14 protein-coding genes are annotated in these 13,146 nt (G+C 71.5%); 6 read left to right on the top strand and 8 right to left on the bottom strand.

Going from position 1 to position 13,146, the window contains the following annotated elements; genetic code table 11:
* Nucleotides 1–135 precede the first annotated feature (135 nt).
* Nucleotides 136–654, bottom strand: a complete 519-nt coding sequence (locus ACQP1N_RS07790; RefSeq protein WP_433230022.1) for a hypothetical protein — start codon at nucleotides 652–654, stop codon at nucleotides 136–138.
* A gap of 117 nt (nucleotides 655–771) precedes the next feature.
* Here ACQP1N_RS07790 and ACQP1N_RS07785 point away from each other — a divergent pair, with 117 nt between their 5' ends.
* The gene (locus ACQP1N_RS07785; RefSeq protein WP_433230019.1) at nucleotides 772–2,310 is read left to right on the top strand and encodes an MFS transporter; all 1,539 of its coding nucleotides are present in this window, start codon (nucleotides 772–774) and stop codon (nucleotides 2,308–2,310) included.
* Nucleotides 2,291–2,932, top strand: coding sequence for a TetR family transcriptional regulator (locus ACQP1N_RS07780; RefSeq protein ID WP_067798961.1), 642 nt, complete (start codon nucleotides 2,291–2,293; stop codon nucleotides 2,930–2,932). The genes ACQP1N_RS07785 and ACQP1N_RS07780 overlap by 20 nt, the downstream gene beginning before the upstream one ends.
* Nucleotides 2,933–2,970: 38 nt before the next feature.
* Here the strand turns inward: ACQP1N_RS07780 and ACQP1N_RS07775 are convergent, their stop codons facing one another.
* From ACQP1N_RS07775 to ACQP1N_RS07765, 3 genes are all read right to left on the bottom strand, one after another.
* On the bottom strand, nucleotides 2,971–4,155 hold the full coding sequence (locus tag ACQP1N_RS07775) for a C40 family peptidase (RefSeq protein WP_067798964.1): 1,185 nt from the start codon (nucleotides 4,153–4,155) through the stop codon (nucleotides 2,971–2,973).
* A gap of 210 nt (nucleotides 4,156–4,365) precedes the next feature.
* A complete protein-coding gene (locus tag ACQP1N_RS07770; RefSeq protein WP_067798967.1) occupies nucleotides 4,366–6,351 on the bottom strand; it encodes a thioredoxin domain-containing protein in 1,986 nt (661 codons plus the stop codon).
* Nucleotides 6,348–7,325, bottom strand: a complete 978-nt coding sequence (locus ACQP1N_RS07765) for a ribonuclease Z (RefSeq protein WP_067798970.1) — start codon at nucleotides 7,323–7,325, stop codon at nucleotides 6,348–6,350. Before ACQP1N_RS07765 ends, ACQP1N_RS07770 begins: the two co-directional genes overlap by 4 nt.
* A 79-nt stretch (nucleotides 7,326–7,404) precedes the next feature.
* Between ACQP1N_RS07765 and ACQP1N_RS07760 the strand changes: the two genes are divergently transcribed.
* The gene (locus ACQP1N_RS07760) at nucleotides 7,405–7,881 is read left to right on the top strand and encodes a pyridoxamine 5'-phosphate oxidase family protein (protein ID WP_131732638.1); all 477 of its coding nucleotides are present in this window, start codon (nucleotides 7,405–7,407) and stop codon (nucleotides 7,879–7,881) included.
* A 3-nt stretch (nucleotides 7,882–7,884) separates the two neighbouring features.
* On the opposite strand, the gene ACQP1N_RS07755 is transcribed toward ACQP1N_RS07760, so the two are convergent.
* The 3 genes from ACQP1N_RS07755 to mca are packed head-to-tail and all read right to left on the bottom strand — an operon-like array spanning nucleotide 7,885 to nucleotide 9,840.
* Nucleotides 7,885–8,727, bottom strand: coding sequence for a hypothetical protein (locus ACQP1N_RS07755; RefSeq protein ID WP_433230012.1), 843 nt, complete (start codon nucleotides 8,725–8,727; stop codon nucleotides 7,885–7,887).
* 22 nt (nucleotides 8,728–8,749) lie between these two features.
* A complete protein-coding gene (locus ACQP1N_RS07750) occupies nucleotides 8,750–8,983 on the bottom strand; it encodes a hypothetical protein (RefSeq protein WP_433230009.1) in 234 nt (77 codons plus the stop codon).
* Nucleotides 8,983–9,840: a mycothiol conjugate amidase Mca gene (gene mca / locus ACQP1N_RS07745; RefSeq protein ID WP_067799008.1), complete on the bottom strand. Its 858-nt coding sequence runs from the start codon at nucleotides 9,838–9,840 to the stop codon at nucleotides 8,983–8,985. The genes ACQP1N_RS07750 and mca overlap by 1 nt, the downstream gene beginning before the upstream one ends.
* 174 nt (nucleotides 9,841–10,014) lie before the next feature.
* On the opposite strand from mca, the gene ACQP1N_RS07740 reads away from it, so the two are divergent.
* A complete protein-coding gene (locus tag ACQP1N_RS07740; RefSeq protein ID WP_067798975.1) occupies nucleotides 10,015–10,401 on the top strand; it encodes a DUF4307 domain-containing protein in 387 nt (128 codons plus the stop codon).
* Between the two features lie 210 nt (nucleotides 10,402–10,611).
* Entirely contained in the window at nucleotides 10,612–11,112 is a 501-nt protein-coding gene (greA, locus tag ACQP1N_RS07735) for a transcription elongation factor GreA (RefSeq protein WP_067798978.1), read from the top strand.
* A gap of 282 nt (nucleotides 11,113–11,394) precedes the next feature.
* Here the strand turns inward: greA and ACQP1N_RS07730 are convergent, their stop codons facing one another.
* Complete coding sequence (locus ACQP1N_RS07730) at nucleotides 11,395–11,865, bottom strand: Lrp/AsnC family transcriptional regulator (RefSeq protein ID WP_207394048.1); 471 nt, start codon at nucleotides 11,863–11,865, stop codon at nucleotides 11,395–11,397.
* Between the two features lie 151 nt (nucleotides 11,866–12,016).
* Between ACQP1N_RS07730 and hppD the strand changes: the two genes are divergently transcribed.
* Nucleotides 12,017–13,084 (top strand): 4-hydroxyphenylpyruvate dioxygenase, encoded by a 1,068-nt coding sequence (gene hppD / locus ACQP1N_RS07725; protein ID WP_433230004.1) that lies wholly within the window; start codon nucleotides 12,017–12,019, stop codon nucleotides 13,082–13,084.
* The last annotated feature ends 62 nt before the right edge of the window (nucleotides 13,085–13,146 follow it).

Here is a 13,146-nt window from a genome sequence, read left to right as displayed (position 1 = left end):
GGAGGACGCTCAATTATGGCCTGGCGGCGACACTTCTCCCGCCGGTCGCGGTGCAGCCAGGGTAGTGCGGGAGCCGGTTCGAAAGGGGGCGTTTGGCCCGCATAGGCCTGCGTCGATCCTGGTCGTGAAGGGGGGTCAGGCCCTGGGGCCGGCGGCGCGGGCGCGTTCCACATGCTGCAGGGCGGTGCGCAGTTCCGACAGCCACTCGTCGGTGTTCTTGCCGACCAGCCGGACGCACCAGGCGAGCGCGTCGCTGCGGCTGCGCGCGACGCCGGCGTCCACGAGCGTGTCCAGGACGCGGCGCTCGGGCTGCCGCAGCCGGGTCATGACGGGCACCGACAGCTGGGTGAACATCTCCCGCTCGCCGCCGCACTCGACGCCCCAGGAGACCTTGTGCCCGAAGCGGTGCTCGGCCTCGCGGGCGATGGCGACGCGCCGCTCCCGGGTCTCCTCGCGGAAGCGCTGGACGTGCCCGGCGATCAACCCGGCCCGTTCGGCATCGGACACCCCCGTGGCGGCCTGCGGCACGGGCAGCCGGCCGATGACGCTGACCTCCTCGCGGTCGAGGACGACCTCGGGTGCGCCCTCGAACCACCCACCGGGCAGCCGCCCGGCGAACCAGCCGCGCAGCTCCTCCGCCGCTTCGGTATTCATGTAATCAAAATTACAACGTTCCTCTGTCGTGGCGCCACCCTCCCATCGGGATTGACATTCACAACCTTTTGAGAGTTACTCTCATTTCATAGCCAGACTCATTTGGAGGTGAATACCATGTCGGTGGGACACGCGCGCCGCTGGCTCGGGCTCGGCGCGCTGGCGCTCAGCATGCTGGCACTCGGATTCGACATGACGATCCTCAACGTGGCGCTGACCACGCTGTCGGAGGACCTGCACGCCGGCACCAGCGAACTGCAGTGGATCGTCGACTCCTACCTGCTCGTCTTCGCGGCCGTCCTGCTCCCCGCGGGGCTGCTCGGCGACCGGCTCGGCCGCAAGCGGCTGCTGCTGGCCGGCCTCGGGATCTTCGGGGCCGCCTCGCTCGCCGGGGCGCTGGCGGGCGGCACCGGCGAGGTCATCGCCGCCCGCGCGTTCATGGGGCTCGGTGCGGCGATCGTGCTGCCGCTGTCCATGTCGATGCTGCCGGCGATCTTCCCGCCGGAGGAGCGGACCAGGGCCGTGGCGATCTGGTCGGCCGCCACCGCGCTCGGGCTGCCGCTCGGCCCGCTGCTCGGCGGCTGGCTGCTGGAGCACTTCTGGTGGGGCTCGATCTTCCTGGTCAACGTCCCGTTCGTGGTGGTCGGCGGCGGCGCGGTCGCGCTCCTGCTGCCCGCGACCAAGGACCCCGCGGCCCCGCGCGTCGACCTGGCCGGCTCGCTTCTGTCGATGGGCGGGCTCGTCGCGCTCGTCTACGGGGTGATCGAGGCACCCGTGCGCGCCTGGACCGACCCCCTCGTACTCGGCTCGTTCGCCCTCGCCGTGCTCCTGCTCACCGGGTTCGTGCTCGCGGAGCGGCGGACCGGGGAACCGATGCTGAACATGCGGCTGTTCCAGAACCGCGGGTTCGTGTGGGCGGTCATCGCCGCCGTCGCCGCCAACCTCGTGCTGGGCGGGCTCCTGTTCGTCCTGCCGCAGTACCTGGAGGCCGTCCAGGGCAGCGACGTCCTCGGCACCGGGCTGAGGATCACCCCCATGCTGGCCGGCCTGCTGGCGGGCGCGATCGCCACCGACCGGGTCGCGGCCCGCGCCGGGCACAAGCCGATCATCGTGGTGGGCCTGCTGGTCCTCGCCGCCGGCCTCGGCTGGGCCGCGTCCACCGGCACCGGCGACGGCTACGGCGCCACCGCCCCATGGCTGGTCGTCATCGGGATCGGCGCCGGCCTCACCCTCATCCCCGCGATGGACGCCGTGCTCGCCGCCCTCCCGCCCGAGGAGGCCGGACGCGGCTCCGGGCTCGTCCAGACCCTCCGCCAGACCGGCGGCACGCTCGGCGTCGCGGGCCTCGGCAGCCTCCTCGCCGCCGTCTACCGCGACCGCGTCTCCACCGGGCACCTGCCCGCCGCGGCGGCCGACGCGGCCCGCGGCTCCATCGGCGGCGCGGCCCAGGTCGCCGGGCGGCTGCACGACGACGGGCTGCTCGCGTCCGCGCGCACCGCCTACGTCCACGGCATGGACGCGGTGTTCGCCGCGTGCGGGGCCGCCACCCTCGCCGTGGCCGTCCTGCTGTGGCTGTTCATGCCCGGCCAGGGGCGCGGGGATGCGGTCCCCGCCGCCGATGTCGGAGAATCGGCTCATGAGAACGCCGTCCCCTGAGCATGCGATCGACCGGCTGGAGGAGCAGCTCTCCCGGCTGCCGCTGCGGGAGCGCAAGAAGCTGAGGACCCGGAGGGCGATCCAGGACCATGCCCTCCGGCTCTTCGCCGAGCAGGGGTACGACGAGACGACGGTGGAGCAGATCGCGGCGGCGGCGGAGATCTCGCCGAGCACGTTCTTCCGCTACTTCCCCACCAAGGAAGACGTCGTGGTCACCGACGAGTACGACCCGATCATGGCGGAGATCGCCCGCGGCCTGCCGCGCGAGCTGCCGCCGATCGAGGCGATCCGCACCATGCTCCGCGAGCTCCTCCCCCAGGTGTTCGAGTCCGACCTGGAGGTCGTCAAGGCCCGGATGCGGCTCATCGCGAACATTCCCGCCGTGCGCGCCCACGTGTTCGAGGCGATGCGCGAGGGCACGTTCACGATGCTGAGCGACGTCATCGGGCACCGGACGGGCCGCGCGCCCGACGACCCGGACGTCGAGGCGTTCAGCTGGGCCGTCCTCGGCGTCATGCAGGCCACGATGTACCGGGTGATGGAAGGCAAGGTCACCTACGAGGAGCTCCCGGACCTCCTCGACCACAACCTGGAGTTCCTCAGCCGCGGCTGCCCGCTCTGAACTTCCGGGGGTGCCCCCTGGAAGCCCGCCTGCGCCGGTCAGCCACCGATGGCGGCGGCGACCCGGGCGGCGGTCCCCGGGCTGACGCGGACGGCGCCGCGCATGTTGCGGGTGTAGACGTCCTGGACCTGCACCACCGTGCCCCGGCGCGGCGCGGCGATCATCTTGCCGCCGCCCAGGTAGAGGGCGATGTGCGAGATGTAGCCGGGGGCGGTCGGGTCGTTGGCCCAGATGAGCATGTCGCCCGGCTCGGCCTTGCTGTAGGGAATGACCCAGCCGGCGCGGGCCTGGTCGGCGGCGACGCGCGGCAGCCGGATGCCCGCCCTGCCGAACGCGTACTGCATCAGGCCGGAGCAGTCGTAGCCGCCCTCGGCCTCGGACTCGCCGCCCCACACGTACGGCCAGCCGAGCCGCGTGTAGGCCGCGCGGATCACCGTCCGCACCTGCCTGGCCGTCATCACCCGGCCGCCGGCGGCCGGCACGTCCCCGGTCTTCGGGAAGTCGATCTCCGGGTTCACCGCGACGGCCTTGACGTTCTTCGGCAGCACCTTGCGCAGCCTCTTGATGAACGCCTTCGGCTTCGTCTTCGGGACGCTGATCAGCATCGCGTTGCCGCTCGGCATCCCGAGGGCCTGCGCGGTGGCGTGCGAGATCACCGCGTCGACGTCGCCGATGCCCATCGTCGCGTACGCGCCGACGCGCAGCTGCGACTGGTGCCGCCGGCCGCCGGCCGGCACCTGGCTGCCGAGCGCGACGCCGCCGTCGCTGCCCATCGTGAAGGAGATCGCGACGTCACCGGACGCGATGTTGCGCCAGAGCGCGTCCGACTTGGCGGTCGGCTTCGGGGTGTAGTTGCGGAACGTGGACGGGTTCACGCCCATCAACCCGACCCGCTTGCCCGCGACCATGCCCTGCACGGCGTCCACGATCTCGACGCCCTGCACGCCCCTGGCGCCGCGGACCTTCTGGACGACGTCCGCCGGCAGCGTGGACGGCGCCGCCACCAGCACGTGCGGGGAGAGGCGCTTGCCGAGCGGCGCGACCGCCGACGGCGACAGGCCGGTGCTGCCGGACGCGGCCACGTACTGGGCGCGCTTCTCGTCCGGCCGGCCGTCCGCCGGGGTGCCGCCATGCGCGAGGAGGACGGCGCCGTTGGCGGCGAGGGTGGTGAGCACTGAAACGCCGATGATCGTCGGTAGGACCCGGCGGTTCGGCTTTCCCACTGCCACACTCCTCGAAAGGTCGCCCTGCACGGGTTCCCGACCGTGCCCCGGACTCGACTATGACTCAGATGGCCGGCCACCGTCCAGATACCCGGCACGCCATCCGGCACCCTCGTCCGCCGCACCCCATCGGGTCAGTTCCGCCTCGTCTACTCATTGGTAACACCAGACGGGAACGAGATCAAGGTCACGCTGTCACAAAGTGGACCATCAGTCCAATTGCCGCCGCAGTTCGCGGGCCAGCTCGGCGGGAGTCGTCACCGGCAGCCGGCACACGAACCCCCGGCACACGTACGCGGCGGGGGCGCCGTTCACCAGGCCGCGTCCCTCCAGCAGCGGGACGCCCTCCGCGTCCGGGCCGCCGACGCTCACCACCGCGCCCGGCACGACCGCCATGAGGGCCGTCCGGTGCAGCGCCCCGGTGCGCTCGTCGCCGGGATCACCGATCACCGCGACCTCCACCGGGCCCGCCGCGTGCGCCTCCGCCACCGCCAGCCCCCAGCCCGCGAACCGCGCGTGCCTGTCGGCGAGCGTCCCGGCCAGGGCGAGCGCCCCCTCGGCCGCCAGCCGATGCCAGTCCGAGCCGGTGAGGGCGGCGAACGACAGCAGCGCCCCCGCCGCCGCGAACTGCCCGGACGGCGTCGCGTTGTCGGTCGGGTCCTGCGGGCGCCGGAACAGCCGCTCCGCATCGTCGGCCGTGTCGTAGAACCCGCCGCCGCCGTCGGCGAACCGTTCGAGGACGGTGTTCAGCAGCGCGCCGGCCATCCGCACATGATGCGGGTCGCCGGTGACCCCGTGCAGGGCGATCAGGCCCTCGGCCACGTCGGCGTAGTCCTCCAGGACGCCCGCGTTCTCGCCCGCCGTCCCGTTCCTGGACGTCCGCGTCAGCCGCCCGTCACGCTCGTGCACGTCCAGCAGCAGCCGCGCCACCTCCTCGGCCGCCCGGACGAGGTCGGGCCGGTCGAACAGGGCGCCGCACTCGGCCAGCGCGGCGATGGCGAGCCCGTTCCACGCCGCCACCACCTTGTCGTCCCGCGCGGGCGGAACCCTGTGCGCACGCGCCGACAGCAGGGCCGTCCGCACGCGCTCGTACCGTTCGGTGTCCGCCGGGTCGCCCAGGAGTTGCAGGACGGACGTCCCGTGCTCGAACGTCCCCGTCACCTCGAAGAGGCCCTCCGCGAACGCGCCGTCCTCCTCGCCGAGCACCTCGCGCAGTTGCTCCGGCGTCCACACGTAGTACTTGCCCTCGACGCCCTCGCTGTCGGCGTCCAGGGCCGAGGCGAGACCGCCCTCGTCCGTCCGCAGGTCGCGCAGCATCCAGTCGCACGTCTCCAGTGCGACGCGCCGGGCGAACGGCGTCCCGGTGAGCCGCCACCAGTGCGCGTAGACCCGCGCCAGAAGCGCATTGTCGTAGAGCATCTTCTCGAAGTGGGGGACGACCCACTGCGCGTCCACCGAGTACCGCGCGAACCCGCCGCCGATCTGGTCGTACATCCCGCCCCTGGCCATCGCCTCCAGGGTGTGGGACGCCATCGCGAGCGACTCCTCACTCCCCGTCCGCGCGTGGTGCCGCAGCAGGAACTCCAGCACCATCGACGGCGGGAACTTGGGCGCGCCCCCGAACCCGCCGCGCACCGCGTCGTAGGACCCGGCGAGCACCTTCACCGCGTGCGCGAGCGCCTCCTCCCCGGGCACCTGCGTCCCGACCAGGCCGGACCCGCGCGAGGTGAGCGCCGCGACGACCTGCCGCCCCTGCCCCACCACCTCGTCGCGCTGCTCCGTCCACGCCTTGTGCACGGCCTGCAGCAGCGCCCGGAACTGCGCTCGCGGGAAGTACGTCCCGCAGTAGAACGGGAGCCCCTCCGGCGTCATGAACACCGTCATCGGCCACCCGCCCTGGCCCGTCATGGCCTGGGTCGCCTCCATGTAGACGGCGTCGATGTCCGGCCGCTCTTCCCTGTCCACCTTGATGTTCACGAACCGCTCGTTCATGACGTGCGCGGTCTCATCGTCCTCGAAGCACTGATGAGCCATCACGTGGCACCAGTGGCAAGCGGCATATCCAACAGAAAGGAGGACGGGGACGTCCCTCCGCCGGGCCTCGGCGAACGCCTCGTCACTCCACTCCCACCAGTCCACCGGGTTGCCGGCGTGCTGGAGCAGGTACGGGCTGGTCGCGTCCTTGAGCCGGTTCATGTCCCGATCCTGCCCGATCGGGCCGCCGCTGCACTTCCCCGGCCGGCGCGGCGCGGCGGCAGCGGAATCCGATCAAGGTCGTGGACCAGGGACAGGCGGCCCCTGAACACGGCGGACGCCTCGTCCAGGAAGCGGTGCTCGTCCTCGGCGCGGTACCGCTCGGAAAAGTGCGTGAGGACCAGGTGCCGGACGCCCGCCTCAGCCGCGACCGCGCCCGCCTGCGCCGCCGTGAGATGGCCGTACTCGGTGGCCAGCGCGGCGTCCTCGTGCAGGAACGTCGACTCGATGACGAGCATGTCCACCCCGTCGGCCAGTTCGCGGACGCCGTCGCAGAGCCGGGTGTCCATGACGAACGCGACCTTCTGCCCGGGCCGGGGGACGCTGCACTCCTCAAGCGTGACCGTGCGGCCGTTCCGCGCGGTCACCCGGCCCTCCTCCTGGAGGCGCCGGACCATCGGCCCCCGGACGCCCCGGGCGGCGAGTTCGGCGGGCAGCATCGTCCGGCCGCCGGGCTCCTCCAGCCGGTACCCGTACGCCTCGACCGGATGCGACAGCCTCCGCGCGACCAGCCGGAACGGGGCGTCGCCGGTGTCGAGCGGCATCCGCTCGCCGGACACGGGCCGCTCGCGGATCACGCCGGTGTCCCGGAAGACGGCCGCGTGCCGCAGCCGCTCCCAGTACCGCCGGCCGCTCGCCGGGAACGCCGCGTCCACCGGATGCTCGACGCCGTCACGCGCGATGCGCTGGACGATGCCGGGCACGCCGAGGCAGTGGTCGCCGTGGAAGTGCGTCACGCAGATCCACGTCACGTCGTTCGCCGACACCCCCGCGTGCGCCATCTGCCGCTGCGTCCCCTCGCCGGGGTCGAACAGCACCCCGTGGCCGTCCCAGCGCAGCAGGTACCCGTTGTGGTTGCGGGCCTTGGTGGGCACCGCGCTGGCGGAGCCGAGGACAACGAGTTCGCGAACCGACATCCCTCCATGGTGTCGGGTGAGGCGGCGGGCAAGCGCTTGGTTATTCTGTGCGCGATACAGGCGAACAAGGGAGAGCCCGTTGGCCGGGAGCAAGCGCGACAAGATCAAGATGACGCCGGACGAGGTGGCGTCCTATCTCGCCGACAACTTCAAGGTCCAGGTCGCCACCATCGGCAAGGACGGCGAACCGCACCTCGTCGCGATGTTCTACGCGCTGCTCGACGGCAAGATCGCCTTCACCACCTACAAGTCGTCGCAGAAGGTGGTGAACCTGCGCCGCAACCCCACCATGACCTGCCTGGTGGAGGACGGCGTCGAGTACAACGAACTGCGCGGCGTCGCCCTCTACGGCCGCGGCCTCATCGTCGAGGACCCCGGCCCCCGCAGCAAGGTCGGCATGGTCGTCGGCTCCCGCATGGCGGGCCTCCCCGTCCCCGAGATCGGCGAACCCGTCGACCCGGTCATCGCCGAGGGCATCGAGCAGGCTCTCGCCAAGCGCGTCCTCATCGTCATGGAACCCGACCGCATCGTCAGCTGGGACCACCGCAAGGTGTAGTGGTCACGTGCCGGGGGGCGGTGGGCCGCACAGGTCCATCGCGCGGAGCAGGGCGGCGTATTCGGCGGCGCGGTCGGCGCGCTGCCGGGCGGCGTCGGCCATGCGGACGAACATGGCGGCCTGGTCGCCGGCGGCGCCCCGTTTCCGGTGGATCTCCAGGGCCTGCCCGAAGAAGTTGACGGCCGCAACGGGGCGGTGTGCGCGCAGGTACGCCTCGCCCAGGGTGGTCAGGGCGCGGGCGCGGTTGTGCTGGTCCGGTTCGGGGAGGGCGGCGAACTCACCCGGGAGCGGGCCGAGGAGTTCGATGGCGCGCTCCAGTTCGTCCGTCTTGACCAGGGCGCGGGCGAGATCGTGGCGGGCCGGCAGGATCTCGTACGGGTCACCGCCGGCTTCGGTGTCGCGGAGGCGTTCCTCCAGCACCTCGGCCGCCTCCGACCAGCGTTCGCGGTCCAGCAGAGCCAGGCTCCGGGGTTCGCCGCCCGCGGTCGCGGAGGCGAGGGCGTGGTCGAGGAGGCGGTGCAGCGCGGCGTTCCGCTCCGCCTCGGTCTCCGCACGGTCGGCCTGCCGCCGCGCGTGGCCGCGCACCGCTTCGGGGAGCCGGAACCGGTCGCCGGACGCCGTGACGAGCCCGCGTGCCGTCAGCGTCTCCAGCAGTTCGCGGGCCTCGGTCCCGGGGACGCCCGCGAGGGCGCCGGCCGCCGCGGGCCCGAACTCGTCACCGGGCGGCAGGCTCAGCAGCCGGAGCAGCCGGGCCGCCGCCGGGTCGAGCTCCCGGTAGGCGTCCTCGAAGTTCGCGCGCACGTCGGGGTCCTCCCCGGACGCGGCCGGATCGAACCGGCCGGGCACGGGGCCCGCGCCCGGCCGGCGGTCAGGCGTCGTCGCCGTCGGGCCCGGTGGCCGCGCCGCTCTTCTTCGCCTGGGTGCGTTCCCATTCCTGCTGCCTGAGGTCCTCCTCGCGAGGCGCCTGGATCTTCTTCATCTGCTTGCTCATCGAGCGGATCAGGAAGACCGTCGCGGCCAGCAGGGCGAGGAAGACCCCGAAACCGAGGAAGCCGGGACTGACCGTGTCATCGTTCAGCGGCAAGGCGATGAGCGGAGACATCACAGACACACCTTCTCCCGGATACCGGCGAACAAGTCGTCCTCCGGCACCTCGGTATCGACGAGGGACCTGGCCAAATGGTAGTCCTCGGTCGGCCATGCCTCGCGCTGGACGTCCATCGGGACGACGAACCAGAAGCCGTCGGGGTCGATCTGGGTGGCATGGGCGAGCAGGGCGCGGTCCCTGGTCTCGAAGTGGTCGGCGCACGGGACGCGTGTGGTCACCTCCCACTTGGGGCGCTTTTCCTCCTCCAAGCGCTTCAGCCAGTCGGCGTAGGGCGACTCCAGGCCGGCCTTCTCCATGGCGGCGTGCAGGGCAAGGATGCGTCCCTTGTTGAAGGTCATGTGGTAGTAGAGCTTGAGCGGCTGCCAGGGCTCGCCCGTGCCCGGGTAGCGCTCCGGGTCGCCCGCGGCCTCGAACGCCTCGACCGACACCTCGTGGCACTTCACGTGGTCGGGGTGGGGGTACCCGCCGTTCTCGTCGTAGGTGAGCATCACATGCGGACGGAAGTCGCGGACGGCGCGCACCAGCGGCTCGGCCGCGGTCTCCCGCGGCTCCAGCGCGAAGCAGCCCTCCGGCAGCGGCGGCGGCGGGTCGCCCTCCGGGAAGCCGGAGTCGACGAAGCCGAGCCAGCGCTGCTCGACGCCGAGGATCTCGCGGGCCCGCGCCATCTCCGCCTCGCGGACCTTGCCGATGTCCGCCTTGATCTCCGGGCGGTCCATCGCCGGGTTCAGGATGTCGCCGCGCTCCCCGCCCGTGCAGGTGACGACGAGGACCTCGACGCCTTCCGCGACGTACCTGGCCATCGTGGCGGCGCCCTTGCTGGACTCGTCGTCGGGATGGGCGTGCACCGCCATGAGCCGCAGCGGCCCATCGCCACCGCACTGCCGGTCGAGCGTCGTACCGTCGATGACCTCGGACACGGTTCTTCCTCTCGGGACTCACTTTGCGGCCCCCGGTTCGAGGCACGCGCCGGCACAGACGAGAATTGTCCCTGACAACGTCCGCCCACCGCACGGAGATTCCCCGCCATGACGACGAGCGTGTCGAAAACAGCGGCGCCCGCCGGGACCCGGCGGGGCGGCCGGTTCGGGCTGGTGGTCGTCGGGCTGCTGTCGGCGCTGATGGCGGTCGGGATGGGGATCCTCGCCGCGCACACGGGACAGACCCCCGGGATCGTCCCGCAGACGATCGCCTACGACATCACCGACACCTCGGTGAAGATCACCTTCACGGTGGCCAAGGCCAAGGGCGACGACGTGCGCTGCACGGTGGACGCCTACGACACCGACTTCGCGATCCTCGCGAAGAAGGAGGTCTCCGTCCCGGCAGGGAAGTCCAGCGTCAAGGAGACAGAGACGCTGACGACACCGCGGCGTGCCACCGGCGCCCGGATCCATGACTGCCGCAAGGCATGAGCAAGGCATGACCGGGCTGGACCACCCGAAACCGCCCATGCGCCGGGGGAACGACGAGCCACGTTTGGCGGATTGCGGACGCCGAGTTCAGGGAACCTTTACCCGCACACACCGGATAGGCTAGAGGTTTCACCCGGCCGCACTTCATGTCGATGTGACACCCACCCGCGTGGGCGGGTGAGGATCGCACCATGTGGATGAGGAGTACCCGTGACCGAGACCCGCGCTGACAACGTCACCTGGCTGACGCAGGAGGCGTACGACCGGCTCAAGGCTGAGCTGGAGCACCTGTCGGGCCCGGGCCGCATCGAGATCGCTCAGAAGATCGAGGCGGCGCGGGAGGAGGGCGACCTGCGCGAGAACGGCGGCTACCACGCGGCCAAGGAAGAACAGGGCAAGATCGAGGGCCGGATCCTCCAGCTCCAGAGCATCCTGGAGAACGCGCGCGTCGGGGAAGCTCCGCGCACCGATGGCGTCGTCGGCCCCGGTATGACCGTCACGATCTCCTTCGAGGGCGACGACGAGGAGGTCACCTTCCTGCTCGCCTCCCGCGAGGAGGTCGGCGCCCCCATCGACGTCTACTCGCCCAAGTCGCCCCTCGGCGCCGCCATCAACGGCAAGAAGGTCGGCGAGAAGGCCACCTACAACCTCCCCAACGGCCGCGCCATGACCGTGGAAATCCTCGACGCGACGGCGTACGGAACGGCGTAGCCCTCGGCTGTATTGATTGCGTCGCCCTCGGCGTCGGGCCCTGGGGGCCCTCCTTCAACGGGCAACGCGGCGATCGCTGGCATCGCTCCGGCTCGCCTGGGGGCTCGCTGCGCGATCAGGTTCCCGCTCCGCTTGAACCTGCCTTCGGACGCGATCGCAACGCCCGGGTTGTCGGGCGGCTGGGGTTAAAGACAGCGTGCCTTCAGGTTGTCGCGTGGCTGAGGTAGCCGCGGAAGAGTGAACCGCCGGACGGGTCTCGGCCCGTCCGGCGGTTTTTTCGTGCTAGCCGGTGGCGGCGGCTTTGACCAGGGGGAGCGTGCGGTAGGGGATCTGGGTGGCGAGGGAGATCACCGAGGACGCGCGTTCGACGCCCGCCACGTCCACGAGCACGTCGATGACGCGCTGGAGGTCGGTGTTGCTGCGGGCGACGACGCGGCACAGCATGTCGCCCGGGCCGGTGATGGTGTGGGCCTCGATCACCTCGGGGACCTGCGCGAGGCGGGCGGCGACCGGGTCGTGCCCGCCGGCCTGGCGCAGTTGCAGGGTGACGAACGCGGTCACGCCGTAGCCGAGGGCCGCCGGGTCGATCTCCGGGCCGAAGCCGGACACGACGCCGTCGCGGGCCAGCCGGTCGAGCCGCGCCTGGACGGTGCCGCGCGCGACGCCGAGCCGCCGGGACGCCTCCAGGACGCCGACCCGCGGTTCGGCGGCGAACATCTCGATCAGCCGGGCGTCCAGGTCGTCGATCGCCACGCCACCTCCCGTGACCGTGGTCACGTTGTACCGGAATACGGGTCCATGCCAACTTCTACTGTACAGATTGTTCAGCATTTTACGCCGCTCTTGCGCAGCTTGTAGCCGTATGTCGAGATTGGGTGGCATGGATGAGTTTCCGGTCAAGGGTATGGACGCAGTCGTCTTCGCCGTCGGCAACGCCGCACAGGCCGCCCACTACTACTCGACCGCGTTCGGGATGCGCAGGGTCGCCTACCGGGGCCCGGAGAACGGCAGCCCCGACGAGGCGGTGCACGTGCTGGAGTCGGGCAGCGCCCGGTTCGTGTTCCGCGGCCCGGTGAAGGCGGGCACCGAGATCGGCCGGCACATCGCCGAGCACGGTGACGGGGTGGTCGACCTCGCGATCGAGGTCCCCGACGTGGAGCACGCCTACCGGCACGCGCTCGCGAACGGGGCCACGGGCCTGGAGGAGCCGCACGTCCTGGAGGACGAGCACGGCAAGGTGACCATCGCGGCGATCGCCACCTACGGCGAGACGCGGCACTCGCTGGTCGACCGCGCCCACTACACCGGCCCCTACCTGCCGGGGTTCGAGCCGGCCGGCCCGATCGTGGAGCCGCCGCAGAAGCGGTTCTTCCAGGCCGTCGACCACTGCGTCGGCAACGTCGAGCGCATGGACGAGTGGGCCGACTACTACCACCGGGTCATGGGCTTCACCGACATGGCGGAGTTCGTCGGCGACGACATCGCGACCGAGTACTCGGCGCTGATGTCCAAGGTCGTCGCGGACGGCACCCGCAAGGTGAAGTTCCCGCTGAACGAGCCGGCGGAGAGCAGGCGCAAGTCGCAGATCGACGAGTATCTGGAGTTCTACGGCGGTCCGGGCGTCCAGCACATCGCGCTCGCCACCGGCGACATCCTGGCCTCGGTCGACCGGATGCGGGCCGCGGGCGTGGAGTTCCTGGAGAGCCCCGACTCGTACTACGAGGACCCCGAGCTGCGCGAGCGCATCGGCGAGGTGCGGGTGCCGATTGAGGAGCTGCAGAAGCGGCGCATCCTCGTCGACCGGGACGAGGACGGCTACCTGCTGCAGATCTTCACCAAGCCCGTCCAGGACCGGCCGACCGTGTTCTTCGAGCTGATCGAGCGGCACGGCTCGCTGGGCTTCGGCAAGGGCAACTTCAAGGCCCTGTTCGAGGCGATCGAGCGGGAGCAGGAGCGGCGCGGGAACCTGTGACGCCCGCCCGGACCCCGGGATCCGGCCTCGGACGCGGCCCGCGTCCGAGGCCGGACGCCTTC

Origin of the sequence: Actinomadura formosensis, assembly GCF_050948385.1 — a bacterium.
GTDB classification, from domain to species: domain Bacteria; phylum Actinomycetota; class Actinomycetes; order Streptosporangiales; family Streptosporangiaceae; genus Spirillospora; species Spirillospora formosensis.
The sequence above is the reverse complement of the archived record's forward strand: the minus strand, read 5'-3'. Positions and strand labels throughout refer to the sequence as shown.

Bases quoted from the DNA above. Each gene is read 5' to 3' on its own strand.
- ACQP1N_RS07790 (WP_433230022.1), bottom strand. From the start codon at position 654: ATGAATACCGAAGCGGCGGAGGAGCTGCGCGGCTGGTTCGCCGGGCGG.
- ACQP1N_RS07785 (WP_433230019.1), top strand. From the start codon at position 772: ATGTCGGTGGGACACGCGCGCCGCTGGCTCGGGCTCGGCGCGCTGGCG.
- ACQP1N_RS07780 (WP_067798961.1), top strand. From the start codon at position 2,291: ATGAGAACGCCGTCCCCTGAGCATGCGATCGACCGGCTGGAGGAGCAG.
- ACQP1N_RS07770 (WP_067798967.1), bottom strand. From the start codon at position 6,351: ATGAACCGGCTCAAGGACGCGACCAGCCCGTACCTGCTCCAGCACGCC.
- ACQP1N_RS07765 (WP_067798970.1), bottom strand. From the start codon at position 7,325: ATGTCGGTTCGCGAACTCGTTGTCCTCGGCTCCGCCAGCGCGGTGCCC.
- ACQP1N_RS07750 (WP_433230009.1), bottom strand. From the start codon at position 8,983: ATGTCTCCGCTCATCGCCTTGCCGCTGAACGATGACACGGTCAGTCCC.
- mca (WP_067799008.1), bottom strand. From the start codon at position 9,840: ATGGCGGTGCACGCCCATCCCGACGACGAGTCCAGCAAGGGCGCCGCC.
- ACQP1N_RS07740 (WP_067798975.1), top strand. From the start codon at position 10,015: ATGACGACGAGCGTGTCGAAAACAGCGGCGCCCGCCGGGACCCGGCGG.
- hppD (WP_433230004.1), top strand. From the start codon at position 12,017: ATGGACGCAGTCGTCTTCGCCGTCGGCAACGCCGCACAGGCCGCCCAC.